Source organism: Streptomyces sp. NRRL F-5650, assembly GCF_000721365.1.
Classification (GTDB): Bacteria; Actinomycetota; Actinomycetes; order Streptomycetales; family Streptomycetaceae; genus Streptomyces; species Streptomyces ardesiacus.
In genome coordinates, this window is sequence record NZ_JOGV01000028.1 from 18408 (window position 1) to 43600 (window position 25193).

Consider the following 25193-nt stretch of genomic DNA (forward strand, 5'->3'; position numbering starts at 1 on the left):
GAACCGTCCCTACGCCCCGAGCATCCCGGTCCACAGGTCGGGGAAGTCGGGCAGGGTCTTGGCGGTCGTCGCCACGTTCTCGATCTCGACGCCCTCGACCGCGAGGCCGATGACGGCGCCGGCGGTGGCCATGCGGTGGTCCTCGTAGGTGTGGAAGACGCCGCCGTGCAGCGGGCGCGGGCGGATGTGCAGCCCGTCGGCGGTCTCCGTGACGTCACCGCCCAGTTCGTTGATCTCCTTGGTGAGCGCGGCCAGCCGGTCCGTCTCGTGCAGCCGCAGGTGGGCCACGTTGCGCAGGGTCGAGGGGGAGTCCGCGAGGGCGGCGACGGCCGCGATGCCGGGAGTCAGCTCGCCGACCTCGCCGAGGTCGACGTCGATGCCGTGGACGGCGCCCGAGCCGGTGAACACCAGCCCGAAGTCCGTCAGTTCGCAGGAACCGCCCATCTCGGTGAAGATCTCGCGCAGCCGGTCGCCGGGCTGGGTGGTGCGGGAGGGCCAGTCGGGGATCACGACCTTGCCGCCGGTCACCAGCGCCGCCGCCAGGAACGGCTGGGCGTTGGACAGGTCCGGCTCGATCGTCAGGTCCCGGCCGAGCAGCGCGCCCGGCGTGACCCGCCACACGTTCGGCTCGCCGCCGGACTCGGGGGTGTCGACCTGGGCGCCGACCGCGCGCAGCATGTCGACGGTCATCCGGATGTGCGGCATGGACGGCAGCGCGGAACCGGTGTGGCGCACCTCGACGCCCTGGTTGAAGCGCGGCCCGGACAGCAGCAGGGCGCTGACGAACTGGGAGGAGGACGACGCGTCGACCTCCACCGGGCCGCCCTCCAGGGCGCCGCCGCCGTGCACGGTCAGCGGCAGGGACCCGCGCCCGTCGTCGTCGACCCGGGCGCCCAGCACGCGCAGCGCGTCGATCACGCCGTGCAGCGGCCGCTCGTAGGACCGGGGGTCGCCGTCGAAGCGGACGGGACCGTCGGCCAGCGTGGCGACCGGCGGCAGGAAACGCATCACCGTGCCGGCGTTCCCGACGTCGACCGTGGCCGGGCCGCGCAGGCCCGCCGGGATGACCCGCCAGAACTCGCCGGTGCCGTCCGGGCCGACGCCCTCCTCGATCTCCACGCCCATCGCGCGCAGCGCCTCGGCCATCAGCACGGTGTCGCGGGAGCGCAGCGGCCGCCGCAGCCAGCCGGGCTCGGAGGCGAGGGCGGCCAGCACCAGGGCGCGGTTGGTGACCGACTTGGACCCGGGCACGTGGACGGTCGCGTCGACGGGTCCGCTCGCGTGCGGGGCGGGCCAGAGGGTGGTGTGCGCGGGGTTCACGGTCATGGGCCCCACTTTAATGGCTGGGGGCCGTCGGAGATCTTGATCAAAAGTGGCGAAATCTGACCGAAACCGCGGCAGTGCGCACGCGGTGGCACATGCCTTGCATTTATGCGGGCGCCTTGGGCGGCCATGCCTGTCCGCGCCCGTCCGGGCCTGTCTGCGCCCGTCCGGCCTGTCTGCGCCCGTCCGGCCTGTCTGCGCCCGTCCGGGCCCGTCGTGCCTGTCTGCGGCCCCGTCCGTCCGTGTCTCAGAGGTCCAGCAGCCAGCGCCCTCCGCCGATCAGCGAGCACAGCGACACCGCGTGGAAGAGGAAGAACCACACCCCGGCGGGCGCGTGGGTCAGCCGCGCCAACTGGTCGGCGTCCGAGTCCCCGGCGCCACCCCGCGACCGCTTGGCCTGGAGCTCGAAGGCCGGACGCACCCCGCCCAGCAGCAGGAACCACACCACCGCGTACGCGAACGCCGCCTGCACCTGCGGCCCCGCCAGCCAGGACACCAGGACGAACGTGCCGCCGGTGACCACCACCGTCAGCACCCCGTAGGCGTTGCGGACCATCACCAGCAGAGCCACGAGCAGCGCCGTCGCCAGCCACAGCAGCAGCGTGATGCGCCCCGTGGCCAGCAGCGCGGCGCCGCCGAGGCCGAGCAGCGGGGGAGCGGTGTACCCCGCGACGGCGGTGAGGATCATGCCCAGGCCGTGCGGCTTGCCCCGGCTCACGGTCAGGCCGCTGGTGTCCGAGTGCAGGGTGATCCCGGTCAGGGTGCGCCCGGTCAGCAGGGCCACCAGTCCGTGACCGCCCTCGTGGGCGATCGTGATGGCGTTGCGCGCTATCCGCCACGAGCCGCGCGTCACGACGACGGCGAGCGCGGCCACCAGGGTCGCGATCACCACCCACAGGTCGGGATCGGGCTGGGTGCCGGAGACCTCGTCCCACAGGGAGGTGAGCGAGGCCGTTGCGAGGTGGTCCATGTTCGGGGAGGGCTCCTCGTGGTGACGGTCGAGCGGGTGCGGCGCCAGGCGCCTCGTCGAGGGTGGTGGCCGGGAGACGGGCGGGCCTGGCAGTGTGGCACGTATGTGCGGACGGTATGCGGCGAGTCGTCGACCCGAGGATCTCGCGGGAATCTTTGAGATCGAGAAGTGGGAGCCCAAGGAGAGCTTGGAGCCCGACTACAACGTGGCGCCCACCAAGGAGGTCTACGCCGTCCTGGACCGTCCCCTGAAGGACGCCGGGGACCCGAGGCCGGTTCGCCAGCTCCGGAAACTGAAGTGGGGACTGGTCCCCTCCTGGGCCAGGACGCCCGAGGGCGGCGCCCGGATGATCAACGCCCGCGCGGAGACCGTCCACGAGAAGCCCTCCTACCGTCGCGCCTTCAGTGCCCGGCGCTGCATCCTGCCCGCCGACGGCTACTACGAGTGGGTCACCGGCCGGCAGGAGCGTGACCTGGAGGTGGAGGGGCGCAAGAAGCGGCCCCGCAAGCAGCCGTACTTCGTGACCCCGGCCGACGGGTCGGTGTTCGCCATGGCCGGGCTCTACGAGTTCTGGCGCGACCGGACCCTGCCGGACGACCACCCGCAGGCCTGGTGGGTGACGTGCTCGGTGATCACCACCGAGGCCGAGACCACGCCGCTCGCCGTCGGCCCGGCCGACGGCCCGCACGCGCTGGCCGAGATCCACCCCCGGATGCCGCTGATGCTGACCCCGGACCGCTGGGACGACTGGCTCGACCCGGCCCGTACCGACCCCGACGAACTGACCGCCCTGCTGGCGCCCCCGCCCCCCGGGCTGATGCGGGCCTTCCCCGTGTCCACGGCCGTGAGCAACGTCCGCAACAACGGGCCCGAGCTGCTCAAGGAGCTGGAGGCACCGGAAGAAGGCACACTCTTCTGACACTCTTCTGACGTGACCAGCGACACCAGCGACACCACCGAGACCGTCGACACCGACGCGGGCCCCGCCCGCATCACCTGGCACCGCGCGGACCGGCCCCGGCTCGTCCTCGCCCTGAGCCACGGCGCCGGCGGCGGCATCGAGGCCCGTGACCTGCGGGCCCTGGCCGCCGCCCTGCCGGGCCACGGGGTGAGCGTCGCCCTGGTGGAGCAGCCCTGGCGGGTGGCGGGCAAGAAGCTGGCGCCCGCACCGAAGACCCTGGACACCGGCTGGCGGGGCGTCTGGCCCGCGCTGGCCGCGCCCGGCCTGCCGGTGATCTCGGGCGGCCGCAGCGCGGGGGCCCGCGTCGCCTGCCGCACCGCGGCCGGACTGGGCGCCCGCGCCGTCCTCGCCCTCAGTTTCCCCCTGCACCCGCCCGGCAAGCCGGAGAAGTCCCGCGCCGCCGAACTGCTGGGCGCCGGGGTGCCCACCCTCGTGGTCCAGGGCGGCAACGACCCCTTCGGCAGGCCGCAGGAGTTCCCCGAGGCACCCGAGGGGACCTACGACCTGGTCGAGGTGCCGTACGGCGACCACGGCTTCGCCGTGCCCAAGCGGGCGGAGATCACCCAGGAGCGGGCGCTGGAGCTGATCACCGAAGGCGTCGTGAAGTGGGCCGGCCCACTCGGCTGAACGGCCGGGAATGACCGGCGGGTGACCGATGTTGTGCGGTGCATACGTTGCTGAGAATCAGCACCGACGCCGTAGGAGAGGAAGTCCGCCGCATGGGTTCAGCCTTCTGCCCGAGTCGCAGCAGCCGCGCCGACCTGGACTGGACCGTGCTGCACGCCGCCAAGACCGCCCCTATTCGGGCGGCGGGCGGACCGGATCGTCGTCTATCCTCCGATTCGAGTGAGACCGGTCTCGGTTTCACGACGTCACTGGAGGAGGTGGGTCCGGTCACTGGGACCGACGCAGGGACCGAACACGGCCGGTCGGAGCAGCCCGAGGGCCGGGGCACGGGTGCGGAGTCGGCCGCCGAGCGCAGCGCGCGCTTCGAGCGGGACGCGCTGGAGTTCCTCGACCAGATGTACTCGGCCGCGCTGCGCATGACGCGCAACCCGGCCGACGCCGAGGACCTGGTGCAGGAGACCTACGCCAAGGCGTACGCGTCCTTCCACCAGTTCCGCGAGGGCACCAACCTCAAGGCGTGGCTGTACCGCATCCTCACGAACACCTTCATCAACTCGTACCGCAAGAAGCAGCGCGAACCCCAGCGCAGCGCGGCCGAGGAGATCGAGGACTGGCAGCTCGCCCGTGCCGAGTCGCACATGTCGACGGGTCTGCGCTCCGCGGAGTCGCAGGCGCTCGACCACCTGCCCGACTCGGACGTGAAGCAGGCGCTCCAGGCGATCCCCGAGGAATTCCGTATCGCCGTGTATCTGGCGGACGTCGAGGGCTTTGCCTACAAGGAGATCGCGGACATCATGGGGACACCCATCGGTACGGTGATGTCCCGGCTGCACCGTGGACGCCGTCAGCTGCGCGGAATGCTGGAGGACTACGCCCGCGACCGCGGTCTGGTCCCCGCCGGCGCCGGAGAGTCGAACGAAGCGAAAGGCTCGGGGTCATGAGCTGCGGAGAGCCGCACGAGACGGAGTGCAGCGAAATCCTCGATCATCTCTACGAGTTCCTCGACAAGGAGATGCCGGACTCGGACTGCGTGAAGTTCGAGCACCACTTCGAGGAGTGCTCGCCCTGCCTGGAGAAGTACGGGCTGGAGCAGGCGGTGAAGAAGCTGGTCAAGCGGTGCTGCGGCCAGGACGACGTGCCGGGCGACCTGCGCGCCAAGGTGATGGGGCGGCTGGACCTGATCCGGTCCGGCCAGGCCGTGCCCGAACACGACGTCACGGCTTCGCCGTCGGCGCCCCAGGAGTCATGAGCCGGTCCTGAGCCGACTCCGAGCCGGTCCGGAAACGCACGGGGCCGTTCGGTTTCGTGCCGTACCGAGGTCACTCGTACGTGCTAATCCGCGGGTTATCTGCCCGCGGCCTCCCCGTTGCCGTCCTAGGCTCCGAGACTCACAGGCGTGGCCGGGGAGGGGCTCATGGACGCGGTACCCGCACGCGCGCGTGCGTACGTCGTGTGCGTCGCCCTCGTCGCCCTGCTCTGCCTGCGGCCACTGCCGTCGGTGCACGCGCCCTGGTGGGCGGTGCTGTTGCTGGCCGGGCTGTACGCGGGCTCCGAACTGGTCGCGCGGTCCCGCTTCGTCGGGACCTGCTATCCCGTGCTGCTCGCCGGGGCCTTCCTGCTGCCGCCGCCCGCCGCCGCGCTCGTCGCCCTGCCCGGGGCACTGCTGTCCCCGGTGCCACGACGGCCGTACGGCCTGCGGCGGGTGTGGCGGGCCGCGCAACTGTCCCTCGCCGTGTGGGCCGCCGCCTGCGTCCACTGGCGGCTCGGCGGCCGGGACGCGGTCGTCGAGCCCGCCTTCCCGTACGTCCTCGTGCCGGCCGGGGCCGCCGTCCTCGCGTTCTGCGTGGTGCTCACCGTCCTGGACGGCGGGATCCTGACCCTCGCCGACCGCGTGCCGCCGCGGCGGGCCTGGCGAGGGCTGTTCCTCCAGTCGCTCGGGCCGATCGCGGTGCACGGGCTCGCCGGTCTGATGATGGCGGTCCTGTGGCGCAGCCCGTACGGTCCGGTGGCCGCGCTGCTGGTGCTGCTGCCGATGTGCGTGGCGTGGTGGGCCTTCGCCCAGTACCACCGCGAGCGGGCCGCGCACCAGGCGACCATCCGGGCCCTGGTGCAGGCCGTCGACATCAAGGACGGCTACACACGCGGCCACAGTGAACGCGTCGGTCAGGCCTCCATGATGATCGCCCGCGAGCTGGGCATGGACGACGAACGCGTCGAGACCCTCCGCTTCGCCGGCATCCTGCACGACGTGGGCAAGCTCGGCGTCCCCACCCGGCTGCTGCGCAAGGACGGGCCGCTGACGCCCGAGGAACGGCGGGTGATCGAACTGCACCCGGAATACGGTCACGAGATGGTGCGCGGCATCCGCTTCCTCGGAGAGGCCCGCGCCGCCGTCCTCCACCACCACGAACGGCTGGACGGCAGCGGCTACCCCTACGGGCTGGCCGGCGACCGGATCCCCGAGTCGGCCCGGGTGGTGGCCGTGGCCGATGCCTTCGACGCGATGACCTCCACGCGCTCCTACAGCCGGGCCCGTCCCGTCGCGGCGGCGCTGGAGGAGCTCCAGCGGTGTGCCGGGGCGCACTTCGATCCGCGGATGGTGCGGGCGCTGGTCCACGCCCTGGGCCGCCACGGGTGGCGCCCGTCGGTGACGGCGGACGGCACACCTGCCGCGCCCGGCGCGGTGCCGGGACGGCGCGGGGGCGCGCGGGACCGCGTCGGCAAGGGGGCGTCATGAGGAAGCCGGAGCCCCCGGCACGCCGTTGCCGCACCCGCCGCCCGCGCGGCGTCCGCCGTCCGTGTCGTGCCGGGTGCCTTTCCTCGGTGCTTGGTCCGTGTGGTGTCGGGTTGCTCGGTTGGGTGCCTGGTTCGTGTGGTGTCGGGTGGCTTTGCCGGGTGGTTGGTTCGTGTGGTGTCGGGTTGCTTGGCTGGGTGCCTGGTTCGTGTGGTGTCGGGTGGCTTTGCCGGGTGGTTGGTTCGTGTGGTGTCGGGTTGCTCGGCTGGGCGCTTGGTCCGTGTCGTGTCGGGTGGCTTCGCCGGGTGGTTGGTCCGTGGCCTCTCGGGTGGGTTGGCCCGGTCCCGTCCCCGTGCTCTGCCGGGTGCCTCCGTCGGGCCGGTCGCCGCAACGGATGCTGTCCGCGCCGGTGCCTGCGGCCGGGGCGGGACCGTCGCGCGTGTGCCGCCGGCCGCGGCTGGAGTGCCCGGCGTCCGGCGGGCGACCGGGGGGCGGGATCCGCCCCCGCGGGCGGCCGGGGACCGGGGGCGGGGCACGCCGGTGCGCGTACGCGGGACGCCGACCGGCGCTGGTCCCCGGTGGGGCGCGGGCGGCGTGCGGACGGAGGTGTGCCGTGACGTCCTTCCGGCCACGGGTCCCGTCGGCCGCCCCCTCGGCACCGCTGCGGCGGCAGCGGCCGGACCCGTCCCCGGGGACCGGCGGGAAACCCCGGCCCCCCGGGACGGCGGCGCTGCTCCTCGTGCCCGGCTGTGCCGGGCTCCTCGCGCTCGGGTGCCTCGCCTCCGTGCTCGGGACGGGGCCCCAGCAGCGGCCCGTGGCGCTCGCCTTCGGGGGGCTGGTCGCCCTCGGCGAGCTGACCCGGCGGAGCGGTGCCGAGGCCCGGGAGGCGGCTCCGCTCGGTGCCGCGGGCGCGCTGGCGTACGCGCTGCTCGGGGACGTCGCCGGGCAGCCCGCGCACCACGGCGTCGCCCAGACCGTCGCCGTCGTCCTCGCCGCCTCCCTGCTGGGCAGCGTGCCCTACGTCGCCCGCGGCGGCGGTCCCGTCCTCGACCCCCTGGCCCGGCGGACGCTCACCGTGGGCTTCGCCGCCGTCTGCTTCCGGCCCCTGTCCAACCAGGGTGTCTTCGACCACTGGAGCGGCCCCGCCTACGCGTTGCTGCTCCTCGCGCTGCTCGCCCTGACCACTCTGTGCGACGCCGTGCTCGCCGCCGCACCCGCGCACGCGCGCACCGGCTGGCCCTTCGGACCGCTGCTGCGCGAAGAGCTGCGCGGCATGGTCGGGATCACCTCCGCGGTGTGCGCGACCGGTGCCGTGATGGCGCTCGCGGTGAGCGTCGCGGGCCTGTGGGCGCTGCCCGTCTTCTCCGTGCCGCTGCTGCTCGCCCAGCTCTCCTACCGCCGGTACGCGGCCGTGCGGGCCACCTACCGGCAGACCATCGCCTCCCTGGCCCGCGCCACGGAGATCGCCGGGTACACCCCGGCCGGGCACGCCCGCCGCGTCGCCGGACTCGGGGTGGCCGTCGGACGGGACCTGGGGCTGTCCGGGGCGGAGCTGACGGTGCTGGAGTACGCGGCGCTCATGCACGACATCGGCCAGCTCAGCCTCGTCGACCCGGTCCCGGCGGGTGCCACCGCCGACCTGCCCGCCTCGGAACAGCGGCGGATCGCGCTGCTCGGCGGGGCCGTCGTCCGCCAGACCGGCGTCGACGCGGCGGTCGCGGTGGTGGTGGAGCGGCAGGCCGACCCCTGCCGGGAGCAGCCGGTGGCCGCGCGGATCGTGCGGGTCGTCAACGCCTACGAGGAGAAGGCACGGGACGCGGGTCCCGGCGGCGGCCTGGCGGCACTGGAGGAGCTGCGCCTGGCCACCGCCGGCGACTACGCTCCCGAGGTGGTGGAAGCGCTGGCCCGAGTCCTTTCCCGGGGCAGCCTTACCGAGCCCGCGGCTGGGTAACCCATGGGTAATGAGCGCCTCCGCAGCCGTACGTGGTTTGATGCCCGGGAGAGGGTGTCCGGGGGCGCGAAAGGCACAGCCAGCCCACTGAACGGAACTGGCAGGCGGGAATCGTGAGGATCTTCGGCAAGGCACGGCACCGGCCCTCCGCCTCCTGGCGGCAGGCCACCGACCGCGCGTTCACGCTGATCGGCGACGGTCGCTACGACGACGCGGGCGCGCTGCTGACGCGGGCGGCGGACCTGGAGCCCTGGCTGTCGGAGTCCTGGTTCAACCTGGCGCTGCTGCACAAGTTCCGGCACGACTGGGAGCAGGCCAGGGCGGCGGGCCTGCGGGCCGTCGCGCTGCTCGACCGGGACACCGGCGCCCCCGACTGGTGGAACGTCGGCATCGCCGCGACCGCCCTGCAGGACTGGCCGCTGGCCCGCCGGGCCTGGCAGGCCTACGGGCTGCGCACCCCGGGGGACGCCACGGACGCCGGTGAGCCGCTCGGCATGGACCTCGGCAGCGCGGCCGTACGGCTCTCCCCGGAGGGCGAGGCCGAGGTGGTGTGGGGGCGGCGGCTCGACCCCGCCCGCGTCGAGGTGCTGTCCATCCCGCTGCCGTCCTCGGGGCGGCGCTGGGGCGAGGTCGTCCTGCACGACGGCGTACCGCACGGGGAGCGGACGACCAGCGCCGGGCACTCCTACCCCGTCTTCGACGAGATCGAGCTGTGGGCGCCCTCACCCGTGCCCACCTGGGTGGTCCTCCTGGAGGCCGCCACCGAGGCCGACCGGGACGCGCTGGAGCAACTGGCCGCGGACGCCGGATTCGCCGCCGAGGACTGGTCCTCCTCCGTCCGGCTGCTGTGCCGGATGTGCTCGGAGTCCCGGATGCCGTCCGACGAGGGCGAGGGCGAGCACCTCGACCCGCACGACCACAGCGAACCCGGACACCCCGGGCCGCTCGGGCACCGCACGGACGGGCAGCTGTGGGTTCCGGAGCGGGAGTGCGGGGTGGCCGCGCCGGCCGGGCTGGTGAAGGGGCTGCTGGACGGGTGGGTCGCGGACAGCCCTGACTCGCGTGACTGGCGGGACCTGGAAGAGGTCTGCTGAGCGGCCCCGTAGTCTTTGACGGGACAGTCCCTGTCCAGGCACTCCAGCATCAGCATCACCCTTGGTTGTACGAGGAAGGCATACGTCGGTCATGGCCCAGCAGGACACCGATCAGCAGCACCGGGGCGTGCTCCCCGTGGACGACGAGGGTTTCGTCGTCGACACCCAGGACTGCGAGGAGCGTGAGGCCGACTGGCGCGGCCGCGGCACCTCGCGCCCGATCACGGTGGTCGGCAACCCGGTGCTGCACAAGGAGTGCGAGGACGTCACCGACTTCGGCGAGGAGTTCCAGCAACTGGTGGCCGACATGTTCGCGAGTCAGCGCACCGCCGAGGGCGTGGGCCTGGCCGCCAACCAGATCGGTGTTCCCAAGAAGGTCTTCGTCTACGACTGCCCGGACGACGAGGGCGTCCGTCACGTCGGCGTGGTCTGCAACCCCAGGCTCGTCGAACTGCCCGCGGACCGCCGCCGCCTGGACGACAGCAACGAGGGCTGCCTGTCCGTGCCGACCGCCTACGCGCCGCTCGCCCGCCCCGACTACGCCGAGGTGACCGGGCAGGACGAGAAGGGCAACCCCGTCAAGGTGCGCGGCACCGGGTACTTCGCACGGTGTTTGCAGCACGAGACGGACCACCTGTACGGATACCTGTACATCGACCGGCTCTCCAAGCGCGAACGCAAGGACGCCCTGCGGCAGATGGCCGAGAACGAGCCCCGCTACCCCGTGGTCGCCAACGACTGACACCGCCACACCCGCCCCACATCTTTCTTGCGCACGGCGCCTGTTCGGGTCTTCCCCGAGCGGGCGCCGTTCGTCTGTGCACCCCCACGGAAAGCCGCCACACACCAGGAAAATTCCGGCACGCAGGGGTAGTGAATGAAGCAAATCCGTTCCCAGAACGGTCAGTTGTGGTGCTGAATGGGAAGCGCGGCGATACGCAACGGCGCACGCCCGGCTCAGGCAGAGGGGTGCGCCACCGGCGGCTGAGAGGGGTTTGTTCGTGCACGCTTTCTCACACGGCACCACAGCGACACCGACAGCGATCGCAGTACCGTCATCGCTCCGCCTTCCGGTGATCGAGGCGGAATTTCCCCGCCAACTGCACCCGTATTGGCCCAGGCTCCAGGAGACAACGCGCGCCTGGCTGCGCGAGAAAGGGCTCATGCCGGCGGACAAGGTCGAGGAATATGCCGACGGCCTGTGCTACACGGACCTCATGGCCGGGTACTACCTGGGCGCCCCCGACGAGGTCATGCAGGCGATAGCCGACTACAGCGCGTGGTTCTTCGTCTGGGACGACCGGCACGACCGCGACATCGTGCACGGCCGCCCCGGCGCCTGGCGGCGCCTGCGCGGCCGGCTGCACGCGGCGCTCGACTCACCCGGGGACCACCTGTACCACCAGGACGCGCTGGTGGCCGGGTTCGCCGACAGCGTGCGGCGGCTCTACACCTTCCTGCCGGCCACCTGGAACGCCCGCTTCGCCCGGCACTTCCACGCGGTGATCGAGGCGTACGACCGGGAATTCCACAACCGCACGCGCCGCATCGTGCCCGGCGTCGAGGAGTACCTCGAACTGCGCCGGCTCACTTTCGCGCACTGGATCTGGACCGACCTGCTGGAGCCGAGTTCGGGCTGTGAACTCCCCGACGCAGTGAGGAAACACCCGGCATATCGACGGGCGGCGCTGCTGAGTCAGGAATTCGCCGCCTGGTACAACGACCTCTGCTCGCTTCCGAAAGAAATAGCCGGGGACGAGGTCCACAATCTCGGAATCAGCCTCATCACCCATCACTCGCTCACGCTGGAAGAAGCCGTCGCAGAAGTCCGGCGACGCGTCGAGGAATGCATCAACGAATTCCTCGACGCGGAGCAGGAAGCCTTGCGCTTCGCCGACCGGCTCGCCGACGGAACCGTACGCGGAAAGGAACTGGGCGGCGCCGTACGGGCCAACGTCGGCAATATGCGGAACTGGTTCAGTTCCGTCTACTGGTTCCATCACGAGTCCGGCCGGTACCGGGTCGACAGCTGGGACGACCGGTCCACGCCCCCGTACGTCAACAACGAAGCGGCAGGTGAGAAATGACCGTCGAGTCCGTCCGTCCCGAAACGCGCGCACCAGGGGCACCGGAGCTACGCGAACCGCCCGTCGCCGGCGGCGGCGTGCCGCTGCTCGGCCACGGCTGGCGGCTGGCCCGCGACCCGCTGGCCTTCATGTCCCAACTGCGTGACCACGGCGACATCGTGCGCATCAAGCTCGGCCCCAAGACCGTCTACGCGATCACGAACCCGGAGCTGACCGGCGCCCTCGCCCTGAACCCCGACTACCACATAGCGGGGCCGCTGTGGGAGTCGCTGGAGGGGCTGCTCGGCAAGGAGGGCGTGGCCACCGCCAACGGCCCGCTCCACCGCCGCCAGCGGCGCACCATCCAGCCGGCGTTCCGGCTCGACGCCATCCCCGCCTACGGGCCGATCATGGAGGAGGAGGCGCACGCGCTCACCGAGCGCTGGCAGCCGGGGCGGACCGTCGACGCCACCTCCGAGTCCTTCCGGGTCGCCGTGCGCGTCGCGGCCCGCTGCCTGCTGCGCGGGCAGTACATGGACGAGCGGGCCGAGCGGCTGTGCGTCGCGCTCGCCACCGTCTTCCGGGGCATGTACCGCCGCATGGTGGTCCCGCTCGGGCCGCTGTACCGGCTGCCGCTTCCGGCCAACCGCCGCTTCAACGACGCGTTGGCCGATCTGCACCTGCTGGTCGACGAGATCATCGCCGAGCGCCGCGCATCCGGTCAAAGGCCGGACGATTTGCTCACGGCATTGCTGGAGGCGAAGGACGACAATGGCGACCCGATCGGGGAACAGGAGATCCACGACCAGGTGGTCGCGATTCTCACTCCCGGCAGTGAAACCATCGCGTCCACGATCATGTGGTTGCTCCAGGCACTTGCCGACCATCCGGAACATGCCGACCGCATACGCGACGAAGTCGAAGCGGTCACCGGTGGACGCCCCGTGGCATTCGAGGACGTCCGCAGCCTCACGCACACCGGCAATGTCGTCGTGGAGGCCATGCGTTTGCGCCCGGCCGTATGGGTATTGACCCGGCGCGCGGTGGCCGAGAGTGAACTCGGTGGCTATCGCATTCCGGCCGGTGCGGACATCATCTACAGTCCGTACGCAATCCAACGCGATCCGAAGTCGTACGACCGCAACCTGGAGTTCGACCCGGACCGATGGCTCCCGGAACGGGCGAAGAATGTGCCGAAATACGCCATGAAGCCTTTCAGTGCGGGCAAGCGGAAGTGCCCCAGTGACCACTTCTCGATGGCGCAGCTCACGCTGATCACGGCCGCGCTCGCCGCGAAGTACCGCTTCGAACAGGTGGCGGGCTCGAACGACGCGGTCCGGGTCGGCATCACGCTGCGCCCGCACGACCTGCTGGTCAGGCCCGTGGCGCGGTGACGCGGCCTGGACGGATCAGGCGGCGGCCTCCGGGCCCCGGAAGGTGCGCCGGTAGGCGTGCGGAGTGGTGCCCAGCGCCCTGGTGAACTGGTGCCGCAGGGCCGCCGCCGTGCCGAACCCGGCGCGCCAGGCGATCGTGTCCATCGTCTCGTCCGTCGCCTCCAGCAGCCGCTGGGCCAGCAGCACCCGCTGGCGCAGGATCCAGCGGTAAGGAGTCGTCCCCGTCTCCTGCTGGAAGCGGCGGGCGAAGGTGCGCGGTGACATGTGCGCCCGGGCCGCGAGCTGCTCGACGGTGACCTCCTCGTCGAGGTGCTGTTCCATCCAGGCCAGCACCTCGCCGACGGTGTCGCAGGAGGAGCGCGGCAACGGCCGTTCGATGTACTGCGCCTGCCCGCCGTCCCGGTGCGGCGGCACCACCATGCGCCGCGCGATCCGGTTGGCGACCTCGGTCCCCTGCTCCTTGCGCACGATGTGCAGGCAGGCGTCGATGCCGGCGGCGGTCCCGGCCGAGGTGATCACCGGGTCCTCGTCGACGTAGAGCACGTCCGGCGCGACCTCGGCCCGAGGGTACTGCCGGGCCAGTTCGGCCGCGTGGTGCCAGTGCACCGCGCACCGCCGCCCGTCCAGGAGACCGGCGGCACCCAGCACGAAGGCGCCGGAGCACACGCTCAGGACGCGGGTGCCCCGGTCGGCCGCCCCGCGCAGGGCCTCCAGCAGCTCGGGCGGGTACTCCCGGCGGACGAAGTCGCTGCCCGCCGGCACCGCGATCAGGTCGGCCTCGTCCAGCCGGTCGAGACCGTACGGCGTCGAGACGGTCAGACCGCCGACGTGGGTGCTCAGCTCGGGGCCCTCGGCGGAGACCACCGCGAAGTCGTACCGCGGCAGCCCCTCGTCGCTCCGGTCGATGCCGAAGACCTCGCAGATCACGCCCAGTTCGAAGGGATGCGCGCCGTCCAGCAGGACGGCGGCCACGTTGCGCAGCATGCCGCCAGTGTGCCCCGGAAGTGGCAGGAAATCGAGGCCTTACGGCAGTCCTGCCACTCCCGGTAAGGAGCGACCGCCACGACAGTGGTGTCATGACCGCAAACCAGATCGAAGGCCTTGTCGGAATGCTCGTGACCTTCGGACTCCTCGTCCTCATGGTCCTCCCCTCGGTGATCGGCATCGTGCGCGACCGGCGCATCGACCGTCAGCTCAGGGAGGCCGAGGAGGGGCGGAGCCCGGGGAAGGAGACGCGGAAGCCCCCGAAGACTCAGAAGTCCTCGGACAGGTCGACGGTGCCCTCCACCGCCACCTGGTACGCCGAGGGGCGCCGCTCGAAGAAGTTGGTCAACTCCTGAACCCCCTGCAGCTCCATGAAGGAGAAGGGGTTCTCCGAGCCGTACACCGGGGCGAAGCCGAGCCGGGTCAGACGCTGGTCGGCCACGCACTCCAGGTACTGCCGCATCGAGTCGGTGTTCATGCCCGGGAGGCCGTCGCCGCACAGGTCGCGCGCGAACTGCAGCTCGGCCTCGACGGCCTCCCGCAGCATGTCGGTGACCTGTTCCCGGAGCTGCTCGTCGAACAGCTCCGGCTCCTCCTTGCGCACGGTGTCGACGACGTCGAACGCGAAGGACATGTGCATGGTCTCGTCCCGGAACACCCAGTTGGTGCCGGTGGCCAGGCCGTGCAGCAGGCCCCGGCTGCGGAACCAGTAGACGTAGGCGAAGGCGCCGTAGAAGAACAGGCCCTCGATGCACGCGGCGAAGCAGATGAGGTTGAGCAGGAAGCGGCGGCGGTCGGCCCGGGTCTCCAGCCGGTCGATCGACTCGACCGAGTCCATCCACCTGAAGCAGAACTCGGCCTTCTCGCGGATCGAGGGGATGTTCTCCACGGCCGCGAAGGCGGCGGCACGGTCGTCCGGGTCGGGCAGATAGGTGTCCAGCAGCGTCAGGTAGAACTGGACGTGCACGGCCTCCTCGAAGAGCTGGCGGGACAGGTACAGCCGCGCCTCGGGGGAGTTGATGTGCTTGTACAGGGTCAGCACCAGGTTGTTCGCGACGATCGAGTCACCGGTGGCGAAGAAGGCCACCAGCCGGCCGATCAGGTGCTGCTCCTCGGGGCTGAGCCTCGCCAGGTCGGCGACGTCCGAGTGGAGATCGACCTCCTCGACGTGCCAGGTGTTCTTGATGGCGTCCCGGTAGCGCTCGTAGAAGTCCGGGTAGCGCATGGGGCGCAGGGTCAGTTCGAAGCCCGGGTCGAGCAGGTTCTTCGTGGCGGGGTTCGCGGGGTTGGCGGGGGTCTCGGTGGTCATTACTGGCAGGCCTCGCAGGACTCGGGGTTTTCCAGGGAGCAGGCGACCGCCTCGGGGTCGGGGGCGGCCTGCACGGGGACGGCGGCGGTTCGGCCCGCGGCGCGGGCGATCCGGGTCGCCGGGCGCGAGCGCAGGTAGTAGGTGGTCTTCAGGCCCTGCTTCCAGGCGTAGGCGTACATCGAGGAGAGCTTCCCGATGGTCGGCGTCTCCAGGAACAGGTTCAGGGACTGGGCCTGGTCGAGGTACGGGGTGCGGGCGGCGGCCATGTCGATCAGGCCGCGCTGCGGGATCTCCCAGGCGGTGCGGTACAGCGCGCGCACGTCCTCGGGGATCCAGGAGAAGCCCTGCACCGAGCCGTTGGCCTCGCGCAGCGCCTCACGGGTGCGGGCGTCCCACACACCGAGCCGCTTCAAGTCGTCCACCAGGTAGGAGTTGACCTGGAGGAACTCGCCCGACAGGGTCTCGCGCTTGAAGAGGTTGGACACCTGCGGCTCGATGCACTCGTAGACACCGGCGATGGAGGCGATGGTCGCGGTCGGGGCGATGGCCAGGAGCAGGGAGTTGCGCAGCCCGGTCGTCGCCATGCGCGCGCGCAGCGCGGCCCAGCGCTCCGGCCAGGTGGGCTCGACGCCGTAGTGGTCCGGGTGCAGCACCCCCTTGGCCGTACGGGTCTTCTCCCAGGCCGGCGCGGGGCCGTTGCGTTCCGCGAGGTCGGCGGAGGTCTCGTACGCGGCCAGCATGATCCGCTCGGCGATGCGGGTGGACAGGGCCTTCGCCTCGGGGGAGTCGAAGGGCAGGCGCAGCCGGAAGAAGACGTCCTGGAGGCCCATCGCGCCGAGACCGACCGGGCGCCAGCGGGCGTTGGAGCGGCCCGCCTGCTCGGTCGGGTAGAAGTTGATGTCCACGACCCGGTCCAGGAAGGTGACCGCGGTGCGGACGGCGGCGTCCAGGCGCTCCCAGTCCATGCCGCCGCTCGCGGGGTCGGCGAAGGCGCCGAGGTTGACCGAGCCCAGGTTGCAGACCGCCGTCTCACCGTCGTCGGTGACTTCCAGGATCTCCGTGCAGAGGTTGGAGGAGTGGACGACGTGGCCCGGGGTGGCGGTCTGGTTCGCGGTGCGGTTGGCGGTGTCCTTGAAGGTCATCCAGCCGTTGCCGGTCTGCGCGAGGGTCCGCATCATCCGGCCGTACAGCTCACGGGCCGGGAGGGTCTTCCTGGCGAGCCCCTTCGCCTCGGCCTCCCGGTAGGCCGCGTCGAACTCCTCGCCCCACAGGTCGGCCAGCTCCGGCACGTCGGCGGGGGAGAACAGCGACCAGGTCCCGTCGGCGTCCACGCGGCGCATGAACTCGTCCGGCACCCAGTGCGCGAGGTTCAGGTTGTGCGTACGGCGGGCCTCCTCGCCGGTGTTGTCCCGCAGCTCCAGGAACTCCTCGACGTCCGCGTGCCAGGTCTCCAGGTAGACCGCCGCCGCGCCCTTGCGCCGGCCGCCCTGGTTCACGGCGGCGACCGAGGCGTCCAGCGTCTTCAGGAACGGGATGATGCCGTTGGAGTGCCCGTTGGTGCCGCGGATCAGTGAACCCCGGGAGCGGACGCGCGAGTAGGCGATGCCGATGCCGCCGGCGTGCTTGGACAGGCGGGCGACCTGGTGGAGGCGGTCGTAGAGGGAGTCCAGCTCGTCCTTGGGGGAGTCCAGGAGGTAGCAGGACGACATCTGGGCGTGCCGGGTGCCGGAGTTGAAGAGGGTGGGGGAGGAGGGGAGGTAGTCCAGGCGGCTCATCAGGCCGTACAGGGCGGCGACCTCGTCCACGGACCGGACGGTGTCGTCCTCCGCGAGCCCGGAGGCGACCCGCAGCAGGAAGTGCTGGGGCGTCTCGACGGCCTTGCGCGTGATCGGGTGGCGCAGCAGGTAACGGCTGTACAGGGTGCGCAGCCCGAAATAGCCGAAGCGGTCGTCGGCGTCCGGGTCGACGAGGGCGTCGAGACGGTCCGCGTGCAGCCGTACGAAGGCGGCCGTGCGGTCGGCGATCAGGCCCTCGCGGTGGCCGGTGGCGACCGAGTCGGTGAAGGAGACGACGCCCTGGGAAGCGGCCTCGGCCCGGATGGAGAGGGTCAGCAGCCGGGCGGCCAGCCGGGAGTAGACCGGGTCCTCGGAGATCAGGCCCGCGGCGGCCTCCGTGGCCAGCTCGCGCAGCTCGGCCTCGTCGGCGTGCGCGGACCGGCCGCGGAGCGCGGCGGCGGCCACCCGGCCGGGATCGGCGTCGGGGAGATCGGCGGTCAGCCCGGTCAGGGTCCGCAGCAGGGCGGCACCGGGCCCGTCGGGTCCCCCGGGGGCGGGGGCGGCGGTCCCCGGGGCGGCTGGAGCCGGCACCGGGTCCGCTGAAGCCGGGTCGGCTGGCGCGATGGTCACGTGGAGCACTCCCTCGCTCGGCACGGGGCCTGGGGGAGGGCAGGGGGCAGCACACGAGCGCACGCGGCGTCGCGCGTCCACCGGCCCACTCCACGAGGCCCGGACGTCATGGCACCCGGGCCGGGACGGCCGGGCGCACTGTCGGCAGGTCCTCGGACTGGACAGGCGTGCGCGCACGTGCGAAGACGTACGGATGCACGCATGTACACCGTTGCGGGTCAGTTCCGGATTCGCACCGGATTCCCCTGCGGCGACAGCGAGCACGAGCATACATCTTGTGCCGGGTGGCGCGAGCACCCCCAGATGTTGTGTCCTGGCGAGGTCTCCCGCCGGTGCCGGGGCGCCGCTGTCAGAGCGTCAGCCGGTACGTGAGCAGCGTGATGTCGTCCAGCTCGGGCAGGGGGTTCCAGTCGCGGCCGGGCGTGCGGACGAAGCCCAGGCGCTCGTAGAGACGGTGTGCGGTGCGCATCGCGGTCTGGGTCGACAGCACGACGCCCGTGCACCCCGCCACGGCCCGGGCGCGGTCCACACAGGCCCGCACGAGCGCCTCCCCGGCCCCGCGGCCGCGTGCCTCGCGGGCGACGGCCAGCATGCGTATCTCGGCCTCCCCGGGGCGCGAGATGTCCGCCATCGGGCCGCCCGACGGCACGAAGGTCACGCCGCCGAGCACCCGCCCGTCCGCCGCGGCGACCAGCACCTCCGCGGCCGCCGCCCGCTTGGCCACGTCCCTCAGCTCGCCCAGGTACGTGTCGTCCTCCCCGAAGTCGAGGAGGCCGTCGCGCAGGTAGGCCTGCGCGGTGATCTCGCCGAGCGTGCCGTACTCCTCGGCCGTCGCCGGCCGGATCACGAAGTCCATGCCGCCGAGTGTGCCCGACGGGTACGACAACGGGCCGCCGGATTTCTCCGACGGCCCGCTGGAGGAGGGGAGCTAGTGCGAGCTGCCCGCCGTGGCAGGCGGCAGTTCCACCTGGACGCCCGGGTCGCCGGCGTCCGCCGTGTAGTCGGCCGGCTTGGTCTCGTCGACGCCGTCGGGCGCCTTGACCGCCCTCAGGACGACGGTCAGGACGACGGTGACCAGGACGTTCAGCACGAAGGCGGTGAGACCGATGTAGCCGATCTCGCCGATGCCGGGGATCTCGTCGGAGGAGCCGCCGAAGTGCTTCTGCGTCGGCGAGGCCACACCGTAGGCGGCGACCGTGCCGTAGACCATGCCGACCGCCCAGCCGCCGAGCAGCGCCCAGCGGTGGAACCAGCGGGTGAACAGGCCGCCGACCAGGGCCGGGAAGGTCTGCAGGATCCAGATGCCGCCCAGGAGCTGGAAGTTGATCGCGACGGTCTTGTCCATGCCCAGGACGAAGATCAGCGCGCCCACCTTCACCAGCAGCGACACCAGCTTGGAGACCTTGGTCTCCTGGGCCGCGGTGGCGTCCGGCTTGATGAAGTCCTTGTAGATGTTGCGGGTGAAGAGGTTCGCCGCCGCGATCGACATGATCGCCGCCGGGACCAGGGCGCCGATGCCGATGGCCGCGAAGGCCACGCCCGCGAACCAGTCCGGGAACATGTTCTCGAACAGCTGCGGGATCGCCAACTGGCCGTTCTCCACCTTGACCCCGGCGGCGATCGCCATGAAGCCGAGCAGCGCGAGCAGGCCCAGCATCAGCGAGTACAGCGGCAGGATCGTGGTGTTGCGGCGGATCACCTCACGGCTGCGCGAGGACAGCGTGGCGGTGATCGAGTGCGGGTACATGAAGAGCGCGAGGGCCGAGCCGAGCGCCAGGGTCGCGTAGGTCCACTGACCCCCCGCGCCGGGCACCACCCCTCCGTTGCCCGACGCGGTGAACTTGTCGTTCGCCGCGGCGAAGATGTCGTCGAAGCCGCCCAGCTTGATCGGGATGTAGATGATCGCCACCGCGATGACGATGTAGATCAGCGTGTCCTTCACGAACGCGATCAGCGCGGGCGCGCGCAGCCCCGACGAGTAGGTGTACGCCGCGAGCACGCCGAAGGCGATCAGCAGCGGCAGGTCCTTGACGAACCAGTTGGTGTCCTCGCCGCCGCCGACACCCATCACGTCGAGCACGGCCTGGATGCCGACGAGCTGCAGCGCGATGTACGGCATGGTGGCCAGGATGCCGGTGACGGCGACCGCCAGCGACAGGCCCTTGGAGCCGAACCGGCCGCGCACGAAGTCCGAGGTCGTCACGTACCCGTGCTTGTGCGAGACCGACCACAGGCGGGGCAGGAAGGTGAAGATCAGCGGGTAGACCAGGATCGTGTACGGCACCGCGAAGAAGCCGGAGGCGCCCGCCGCGTAGATCGCCGCCGGGACGGCCACGAAGGTGTAGGCGGTGTACAGGTCGCCGCCCAGCAGGAACCAGGTGACCCAGGTGCCGAAGGAGCGGCCGCCGAGGCCCCACTCGTCGAGGCTGTGCTCGTTCTCGGCCCTGCGCCAGCGGGCGGCCATGAAGCCCATGGCGGTGACGAGGACGAAGAAGAAGATGAAGACGGCGAGTGCGACGCCGTTGACGCCGTCGTTCATCGCGGCTCACCGCCCTTCGCGGAGGAGGAGGCGGCGGAGTGGGCGGCGCGCCCGCGCTGGTCGCGCTGCCAGAGTTTGTACGCGAGGACCGTGAGCAGGGTCGAGATCAGCACCCAGGCCATCTGGTACCAGTAGAAGAACGGGATGCCGATGAACGTCGGGTCCGCCTTCGCGTACGAACCGACCCAGAGCATGGCGACGAACGGTGCGACGAGACAGATCCCGATGACGACCCGCACCGGGGTCACCACCGGCTCTCTGCTCGCCTCGGTGTCTTCTGGCATGCGCGGCTCCGTCCCCTCGCTGATCACCTCGTGCAGTGCGCACGAAATGTAGGTGACGGCGTAAGGACAGCGGAAGACCTCGTCCGTATATCGGTCCCCAACCGAAACTTCGCACCCGGGCGCGGGAAAGGTACGCCTGGAATGTACTAGTCCTGCGGGCGCTTGAGCCGGGCCACGAACTTGTAGCGGTCGCCGCGGTACACCGAGCGCACCCACTCCACCGGCTGGCCGGTGCGGTCCCGCGAGTGCCGGGAGAGCATCAGCATCGGCAGGCCGACGTCGGTACCGAGCAGGCCGGCCTCGCGCGGGGTGGCCAGGGAGGTCTCGATGGTCTCCTCCGCCTCGGCGAGGTGGACGTCGTACACCTCCGCGAGCGCGGTGTAGAGGGACGTGTACTTCACCAGGGAGCGGCGCAGGGCCGGGAAGCGCTTCGCGCTGAGGTGGGTGGTCTCGATCGCCATGGGCTCGCCGTTGGCCATGCGCAGCCGCTCGATGCGCAGGACCCGGCCGCCGGCCGTGATGTCCAGCAGTCCGGCGAGCCGGTCGTCCGCGGTGATGTAGCCGATGTCCAGTAGCTGCGAGGTGGGTTCGAGGCCCTGGGCCCGCATGTCCTCGGTGTACGAGGTGAGTTGCAGCGCCTGCGACACCTTGGGCTTGGCGACGAAGGTGCCCTTGCCCTGGATGCGTTCCAGGCGGCCCTCGACGACCAGTTCCTGCAGGGCCTGGCGCACGGTGGTGCGCGAGGTGTCGAACTCGGCGGCCAGTGTGCGCTCGGGCGGGACCGGGGTGCCCGGCGTCTGGGTCCGGGTCATGTCGAGCAGATGCTTCTTCAGACGGTAGTACTTGGGCACGCGCGCGGTACGGACGGTCGCCCCACCCTCGTTCTCCGCACTGCTGACGTCGGTGCTCATGCTCTGCCTTCCCGGCTCCGGGTGCCGAAGCGACCGCTATCCCTGTCGGCCACGGCTCACATCGTGGCACGGCTCCGTGCGGGGATGCCCCCGTACGCTCCGTGATCCCTTCTGTATACCCGGGGGAACACCCTTGGTCTAGTCCACAGCGGGTTCAGGCGCCGCTGGTACGCGCGTTCGGGGCCGCGCCGGCGGGTCGTTCGGTGGGGGGTGGTACACCCGTTCCCGGTCCGCCCGTTCTGTCGCTTGCGCAATGAAAGGTCCCTGCATATCTCGGTCCCATCACGGACGGACCGGGGGAGTTTGAACACCCTTGACAGTCCTATTGGTCTGGGCCAAGCTCCCCCTACTGGTCTACACCATTGGTCCAGATCCCGGCCCCATGGGCGGTCCGCGTCGACGAGCAACCGCGGGGAGGCAGGGGGGTTGTGTGGCATCCCTGAGGAGGATGGCGTGAAGCGCAAGCTTATAGCCGCGATCGGTATCGCGGGCATGATGGTCTCGATCGCCGCGTGCGGGGGCGACAGCGACGACGGGGACAAGAAGGCCGGGGCCGACGGGTACGCCGGCGAGACGCTCACCGTGTGGGTGATGGACGGCTCCTCGCCGGACGACTGGCAGGCGGACCTCGCCAAGGAGTTCGAGGCGAAGACCAAGGCCAAGGTCAAGTTCGAGATCCAGAAGTGGAACGGCATCCAGCAGAAGCTGACCACCGCTCTGTCCGAGGAGAACCCGCCCGACGTCTTCGAGATCGGCAACACCCAGACCCCGGCCTACGCCAAGACCGGCGGCCTCGCGGACCTGAGCGACCTCAAGAGCGAGATCGGCAAGGACTGGTCCGAGTCCCTCAACAAGTCCGCCGTCTTCGACGGCAAGCAGTACGCGGCCCCGTGGTTCGTGGTCAACCGCACGGTCATCTACAACAAGAAGATCTGGGCGGACGCGGGCATCAAGGAGACGCCCAAGACCCGCGACGAGTTCTACAACGACCTCAAGACGATCGGCGAGAAGACCGACGCCGAGCCGATCTACCTGCCCGGCCAGAACTGGTACCACTTCGTGGGCCTGGTCATCGGCGAGGGCGGCGAGCTGGTCAAGAAGGACGGCGACAAGTACGTCTCCAACCTCGACGACCCGAAGGTCGCCGCGGCCACCGAGACCTACAAGAAGTTCCAGGCCCTCTCCAAGGCACCCAAGGACAAGGACGAGGCCACCCCGCAGCAGGGTGAGATCTTCGCCAAGGGCAAGACGGGCGCCATCATCGGCATGGGCTGGGAGGGTGGCACGGCGGTCACCGCCAACCCGGCGATCGAGAAGGACCTCGGCTACTTCACCATTCCGGGTGCCACGGCGGACAAGCCCGAGGGCGTCTTCCTCGGCGGCTCCAACCTGGCCGTCGCCGCGGGCAGCAAGAAGCAGGACCTCGCCAAGGAGTTCCTGAAGATCGCCCTCTCCGACAAGTTCGAGGGCGGCCTGGCCAAGGCCAACGGCGTCATCCCGAACAAGGAGGCGCTGCAGAGCAACCTGGAGGGCAACGCCGCCGCCCAGGCCGCCGCGCCGGCCTCCAAGTTCGGTGACACCACGCCGCTGATCCCCGAGTGGGCCGCGGTCGAGAACGACCCGAACCCGATCAAGACGTACCTGACGGCCGTCCTGAAGGGGAAGACCCCGGCCGAGGCCGCCAAGCAGGTCGAGGGCGAGTTCAACAAGCGCCTGGCGCAGCAGCAGTAGCACTGGGTGAGCCGGGGCGGGGGCTGACACACGACGGCCCCCGCCCCGGCATCGAGGTGAACAGGTCGAGAAGAGAGAGACCGCGAGCATGACCGTGCAGACCGAACGGCCGCCCTCAGGCCCGTCGGACGTCCGCAAGGCGGACGCGGGGGGAACCGGCGGGCCGAGAGCGAGAGCCGGGTCGCGCGCCGGCGCGCTGGCCCCGTATCTGCTGTTGCTGCCCGCCGTCGCGGCCACCGTGCTGCTGCTCGGCTGGCCGCTGGTGAAGGACGGCCTGCTGTCCTTCCAGAACCTCAACATGGCGCAGCTGATCCAGCACGTCACCGAGTGGACGGGCTTCGACAACTACAAGGAGGTCCTCACCGGCGAGGACTTCTGGCGCGTCACCCTGCGTTCCATCATCTTCACCGCGGTCAACGTCGTTCTCACCATGGTGGTGGGCGGCCTGATCGGCCTTCTGCTCGCCCGCCTCGGCAGGGTGATGCGGTTCGTGCTGATGATCGGCCTGGTACTGGCGTGGGCCATGCCGGTGGTCGCCGCGACCACCGTCTACCAGTGGCTCTTCGCCCAGCGCTTCGGCGTGGTCAACTGGGTGCTCGACAAGCTCGGCTGGCACTCCATGGCCGACTTCAGCTGGACCGGCAGCCAGTTCTCGACGTTCTTCGTCGTCACCGTGCTGATCGTCTGGATGTCCGTGCCGTTCGTCGCGATCAACCTGTACGCCGCGACCACCACCATCCCCAGCGAGCTGTACGAGGCCGCCGCCCTCGACGGGGCCGGCACGTGGCGCAGCTTCACCTCGGTCACGCTGCCCTTCCTGCGTCCCTTCCTCTACGCGACGACGTTCCTGGAGATCATCTGGATCTTCAAGGCGTTCGTCCAGGTGTACACGTTCAACGGCGGCGGCCCGGACCGTCTCACCGAGATCCTGCCCGTCTACGCCTACATCGAGGGCGTCGGCAACCAGCACTACGGCATGGGTGCGGCGATCGCGGTCCTGACCATCCTGATCCTGCTCGGCCTGACCGCGTACTACCTCAAGATCGTGCTCAAGCAAGAGGAGGACGAGCTGTGAAGCGCTCGCTCTTCGGCCGCCTGTGGCCCAACGTCACGGCCGTCGTCCTGTTCATCGGCCTCGTCTTCCCCGTCTACTGGATGTTCTCCACGGCCTTCAAGCCGGCCGGCGACATCATCTCGGAGGACCCGGTCTGGTTCCCGACCGACGTCACCCTCCAGCACTTCAAGACCGCGACCGAGGCCGACCACTTCTGGACCTACGTCGGCAACTCGTTCATCGTCACCGTCTGCGCGGTCGTCTTCTCGCTGATCATCGCCCTGGCCGGGTCCTTCGCCCTGGCACGGATGCGGTTCAAGGGGCGGCGCGGCTTCATCGTCGGCTTCATGCTCGCCCAGATGGCGCCCTGGGAAGTCATGGTCATCGCGATCTACATGATCGTGCGCGACGCGTCCATGCTGAACAGCCTCGTGCCGCTCACGCTCTTCTACATGATGATGATCCTCCCCTTCACCATCCTGACGCTGCGCGGCTTCGTCGCCGCCGTGCCGAAGGAGCTGGAGGAGTCGGCGATGGTGGACGGCTGCACCCGGGTGCAGGCGTTCCGCCGGGTCATCCTGCCGCTGCTCGCCCCGGGCCTGATGTCCACCTCGATGTTCGGTTTCATCACCGCCTGGAACGAGCTGCCCCTCGTCCTGGTCGTCAACAAGGAGGCGGAGTCCCAGACCCTGCCGCTGTGGCTGACCAGCTTCCAGACCGTGTTCGGCGACGACTGGGGAGCGACCATGGCCGCCTCCTCCCTGTTCGCCATCCCGATCCTGATCCTCTTCGTCTACCTCCAGCGCAAGGCCGTCAGCGGCCTGACCGCCGGCGCCGTGAAGGGATAGCACCACCG

23 protein-coding genes and 1 riboswitch are annotated in these 25193 nt (G+C 70.8%); of the genes, 14 read left to right on the forward strand and 9 right to left on the reverse strand.

The features are described from left to right. Positions 1–9: 9 nt before the first annotated feature. Positions 10–1326 (reverse strand): 3-phosphoshikimate 1-carboxyvinyltransferase, encoded by a 1317-nt coding sequence (gene aroA, locus IG88_RS0123050; RefSeq protein WP_031044332.1) that lies wholly within the window; start codon positions 1324–1326, stop codon positions 10–12. Between the two features lie 244 nt (positions 1327–1570). Then, a complete protein-coding gene (locus IG88_RS0123055; protein WP_031044335.1) occupies positions 1571–2293 on the reverse strand; it encodes a M50 family metallopeptidase in 723 nt (240 codons plus the stop codon). A 103-nt stretch (positions 2294–2396) separates the two neighbouring features. On the opposite strand from IG88_RS0123055, the gene IG88_RS0123060 reads away from it, so the two are divergent. The 10 genes from IG88_RS0123060 (at position 2397) to IG88_RS0123105 (ending at position 13120) form a co-directional block, all read left to right on the forward strand. Next, the gene (locus IG88_RS0123060; RefSeq protein ID WP_031044339.1) at positions 2397–3212 is read left to right on the forward strand and encodes an SOS response-associated peptidase; all 816 of its coding nucleotides are present in this window, start codon (positions 2397–2399) and stop codon (positions 3210–3212) included. Between the two features lie 12 nt (positions 3213–3224). Beyond that, positions 3225–3881, forward strand: a complete 657-nt coding sequence (locus tag IG88_RS0123065; protein ID WP_031044341.1) for an alpha/beta family hydrolase — start codon at positions 3225–3227, stop codon at positions 3879–3881. 257 nt (positions 3882–4138) lie between these two features. Continuing rightward, the gene (gene sigR / locus IG88_RS0123070; protein WP_031044343.1) at positions 4139–4822 is read left to right on the forward strand and encodes an RNA polymerase sigma factor SigR; all 684 of its coding nucleotides are present in this window, start codon (positions 4139–4141) and stop codon (positions 4820–4822) included. Next, on the forward strand, positions 4819–5130 hold the full coding sequence (gene rsrA / locus IG88_RS0123075) for a mycothiol system anti-sigma-R factor (RefSeq protein ID WP_031044345.1): 312 nt from the start codon (positions 4819–4821) through the stop codon (positions 5128–5130). Before sigR ends, rsrA begins: the two co-directional genes overlap by 4 nt. Before the next feature lie 165 nt (positions 5131–5295). Continuing rightward, the gene (locus IG88_RS0123080; protein WP_031044348.1) at positions 5296–6618 is read left to right on the forward strand and encodes an HD-GYP domain-containing protein; all 1323 of its coding nucleotides are present in this window, start codon (positions 5296–5298) and stop codon (positions 6616–6618) included. Between the two features lie 727 nt (positions 6619–7345). Then, positions 7346–8566, forward strand: a complete 1221-nt coding sequence (locus tag IG88_RS0123085; RefSeq protein ID WP_037836475.1) for an HD-GYP domain-containing protein — start codon at positions 7346–7348, stop codon at positions 8564–8566. 113 nt (positions 8567–8679) lie between these two features. Continuing rightward, positions 8680–9660, forward strand: coding sequence for a tetratricopeptide repeat protein (locus IG88_RS0123090; protein ID WP_031044353.1), 981 nt, complete (start codon positions 8680–8682; stop codon positions 9658–9660). 91 nt (positions 9661–9751) lie between these two features. Continuing rightward, positions 9752–10402 carry a peptide deformylase gene (gene def / locus IG88_RS0123095; RefSeq protein WP_031044356.1) on the forward strand — a complete coding sequence of 217 codons (651 nt, stop codon included), beginning with the start codon at positions 9752–9754 and terminating at the stop codon, positions 10400–10402. Between the two features lie 259 nt (positions 10403–10661). After that, positions 10662–11747, forward strand: coding sequence for an epi-isozizaene synthase (cyc1, locus tag IG88_RS0123100; protein ID WP_031044360.1), 1086 nt, complete (start codon positions 10662–10664; stop codon positions 11745–11747). Next, a complete protein-coding gene (locus IG88_RS0123105; RefSeq protein ID WP_031044362.1) occupies positions 11744–13120 on the forward strand; it encodes a cytochrome P450 in 1377 nt (458 codons plus the stop codon). Before cyc1 ends, IG88_RS0123105 begins: the two co-directional genes overlap by 4 nt. 15 nt (positions 13121–13135) lie before the next feature. On the opposite strand, the gene IG88_RS0123110 is transcribed toward IG88_RS0123105, so the two are convergent. Next, entirely contained in the window at positions 13136–14104 is a 969-nt protein-coding gene (locus tag IG88_RS0123110; protein WP_031044366.1) for a GlxA family transcriptional regulator, read from the reverse strand. Between the two features lie 92 nt (positions 14105–14196). Here IG88_RS0123110 and IG88_RS0123115 point away from each other — a divergent pair, with 92 nt between their 5' ends. Beyond that, positions 14197–14460: a hypothetical protein gene (locus tag IG88_RS0123115; RefSeq protein WP_031044368.1), complete on the forward strand. Its 264-nt coding sequence runs from the start codon at positions 14197–14199 to the stop codon at positions 14458–14460. On the opposite strand, the gene IG88_RS0123120 is transcribed toward IG88_RS0123115, so the two are convergent. The 6 genes from IG88_RS0123120 to IG88_RS0123145 form a co-directional block, all read right to left on the reverse strand. After that, entirely contained in the window at positions 14373–15413 is a 1041-nt protein-coding gene (locus IG88_RS0123120) for a ribonucleotide-diphosphate reductase subunit beta (protein ID WP_031044372.1), read from the reverse strand. The two genes, IG88_RS0123115 and IG88_RS0123120, sit on opposite strands and share 88 nt — an antisense overlap. Next, positions 15413–17818, reverse strand: a complete 2406-nt coding sequence (locus IG88_RS0123125) for a ribonucleoside-diphosphate reductase subunit alpha (RefSeq protein WP_031044375.1) — start codon at positions 17816–17818, stop codon at positions 15413–15415. The genes IG88_RS0123120 and IG88_RS0123125 overlap by 1 nt, the downstream gene beginning before the upstream one ends. 125 nt (positions 17819–17943) lie before the next feature. Beyond that, a riboswitch (cobalamin riboswitch) is annotated at positions 17944–18105 on the reverse strand. A 62-nt stretch (positions 18106–18167) separates the two neighbouring features. Next, complete coding sequence (locus IG88_RS0123130) at positions 18168–18674, reverse strand: GNAT family N-acetyltransferase (RefSeq protein WP_031044377.1); 507 nt, start codon at positions 18672–18674, stop codon at positions 18168–18170. Between the two features lie 72 nt (positions 18675–18746). Beyond that, positions 18747–20357: a monocarboxylate uptake permease MctP gene (gene mctP / locus IG88_RS0123135; protein ID WP_031044380.1), complete on the reverse strand. Its 1611-nt coding sequence runs from the start codon at positions 20355–20357 to the stop codon at positions 18747–18749. Then, complete coding sequence (locus tag IG88_RS0123140) at positions 20354–20641, reverse strand: DUF3311 domain-containing protein (RefSeq protein ID WP_031044381.1); 288 nt, start codon at positions 20639–20641, stop codon at positions 20354–20356. Before IG88_RS0123140 ends, mctP begins: the two co-directional genes overlap by 4 nt. A gap of 146 nt (positions 20642–20787) precedes the next feature. Next, entirely contained in the window at positions 20788–21552 is a 765-nt protein-coding gene (locus IG88_RS0123145; protein ID WP_031044382.1) for a GntR family transcriptional regulator, read from the reverse strand. 453 nt (positions 21553–22005) lie between these two features. On the opposite strand from IG88_RS0123145, the gene IG88_RS0123150 reads away from it, so the two are divergent. From IG88_RS0123150 to IG88_RS0123160, 3 genes are all read left to right on the forward strand, one after another. Then, positions 22006–23283: an extracellular solute-binding protein gene (locus IG88_RS0123150; RefSeq protein WP_031044385.1), complete on the forward strand. Its 1278-nt coding sequence runs from the start codon at positions 22006–22008 to the stop codon at positions 23281–23283. An 88-nt stretch (positions 23284–23371) separates the two neighbouring features. After that, positions 23372–24358, forward strand: a complete 987-nt coding sequence (locus IG88_RS0123155) for a carbohydrate ABC transporter permease (protein WP_031044388.1) — start codon at positions 23372–23374, stop codon at positions 24356–24358. Continuing rightward, entirely contained in the window at positions 24355–25185 is an 831-nt protein-coding gene (locus IG88_RS0123160; RefSeq protein ID WP_031044391.1) for a carbohydrate ABC transporter permease, read from the forward strand. Before IG88_RS0123155 ends, IG88_RS0123160 begins: the two co-directional genes overlap by 4 nt. The last annotated feature ends 8 nt before the right edge of the window (positions 25186–25193 follow it).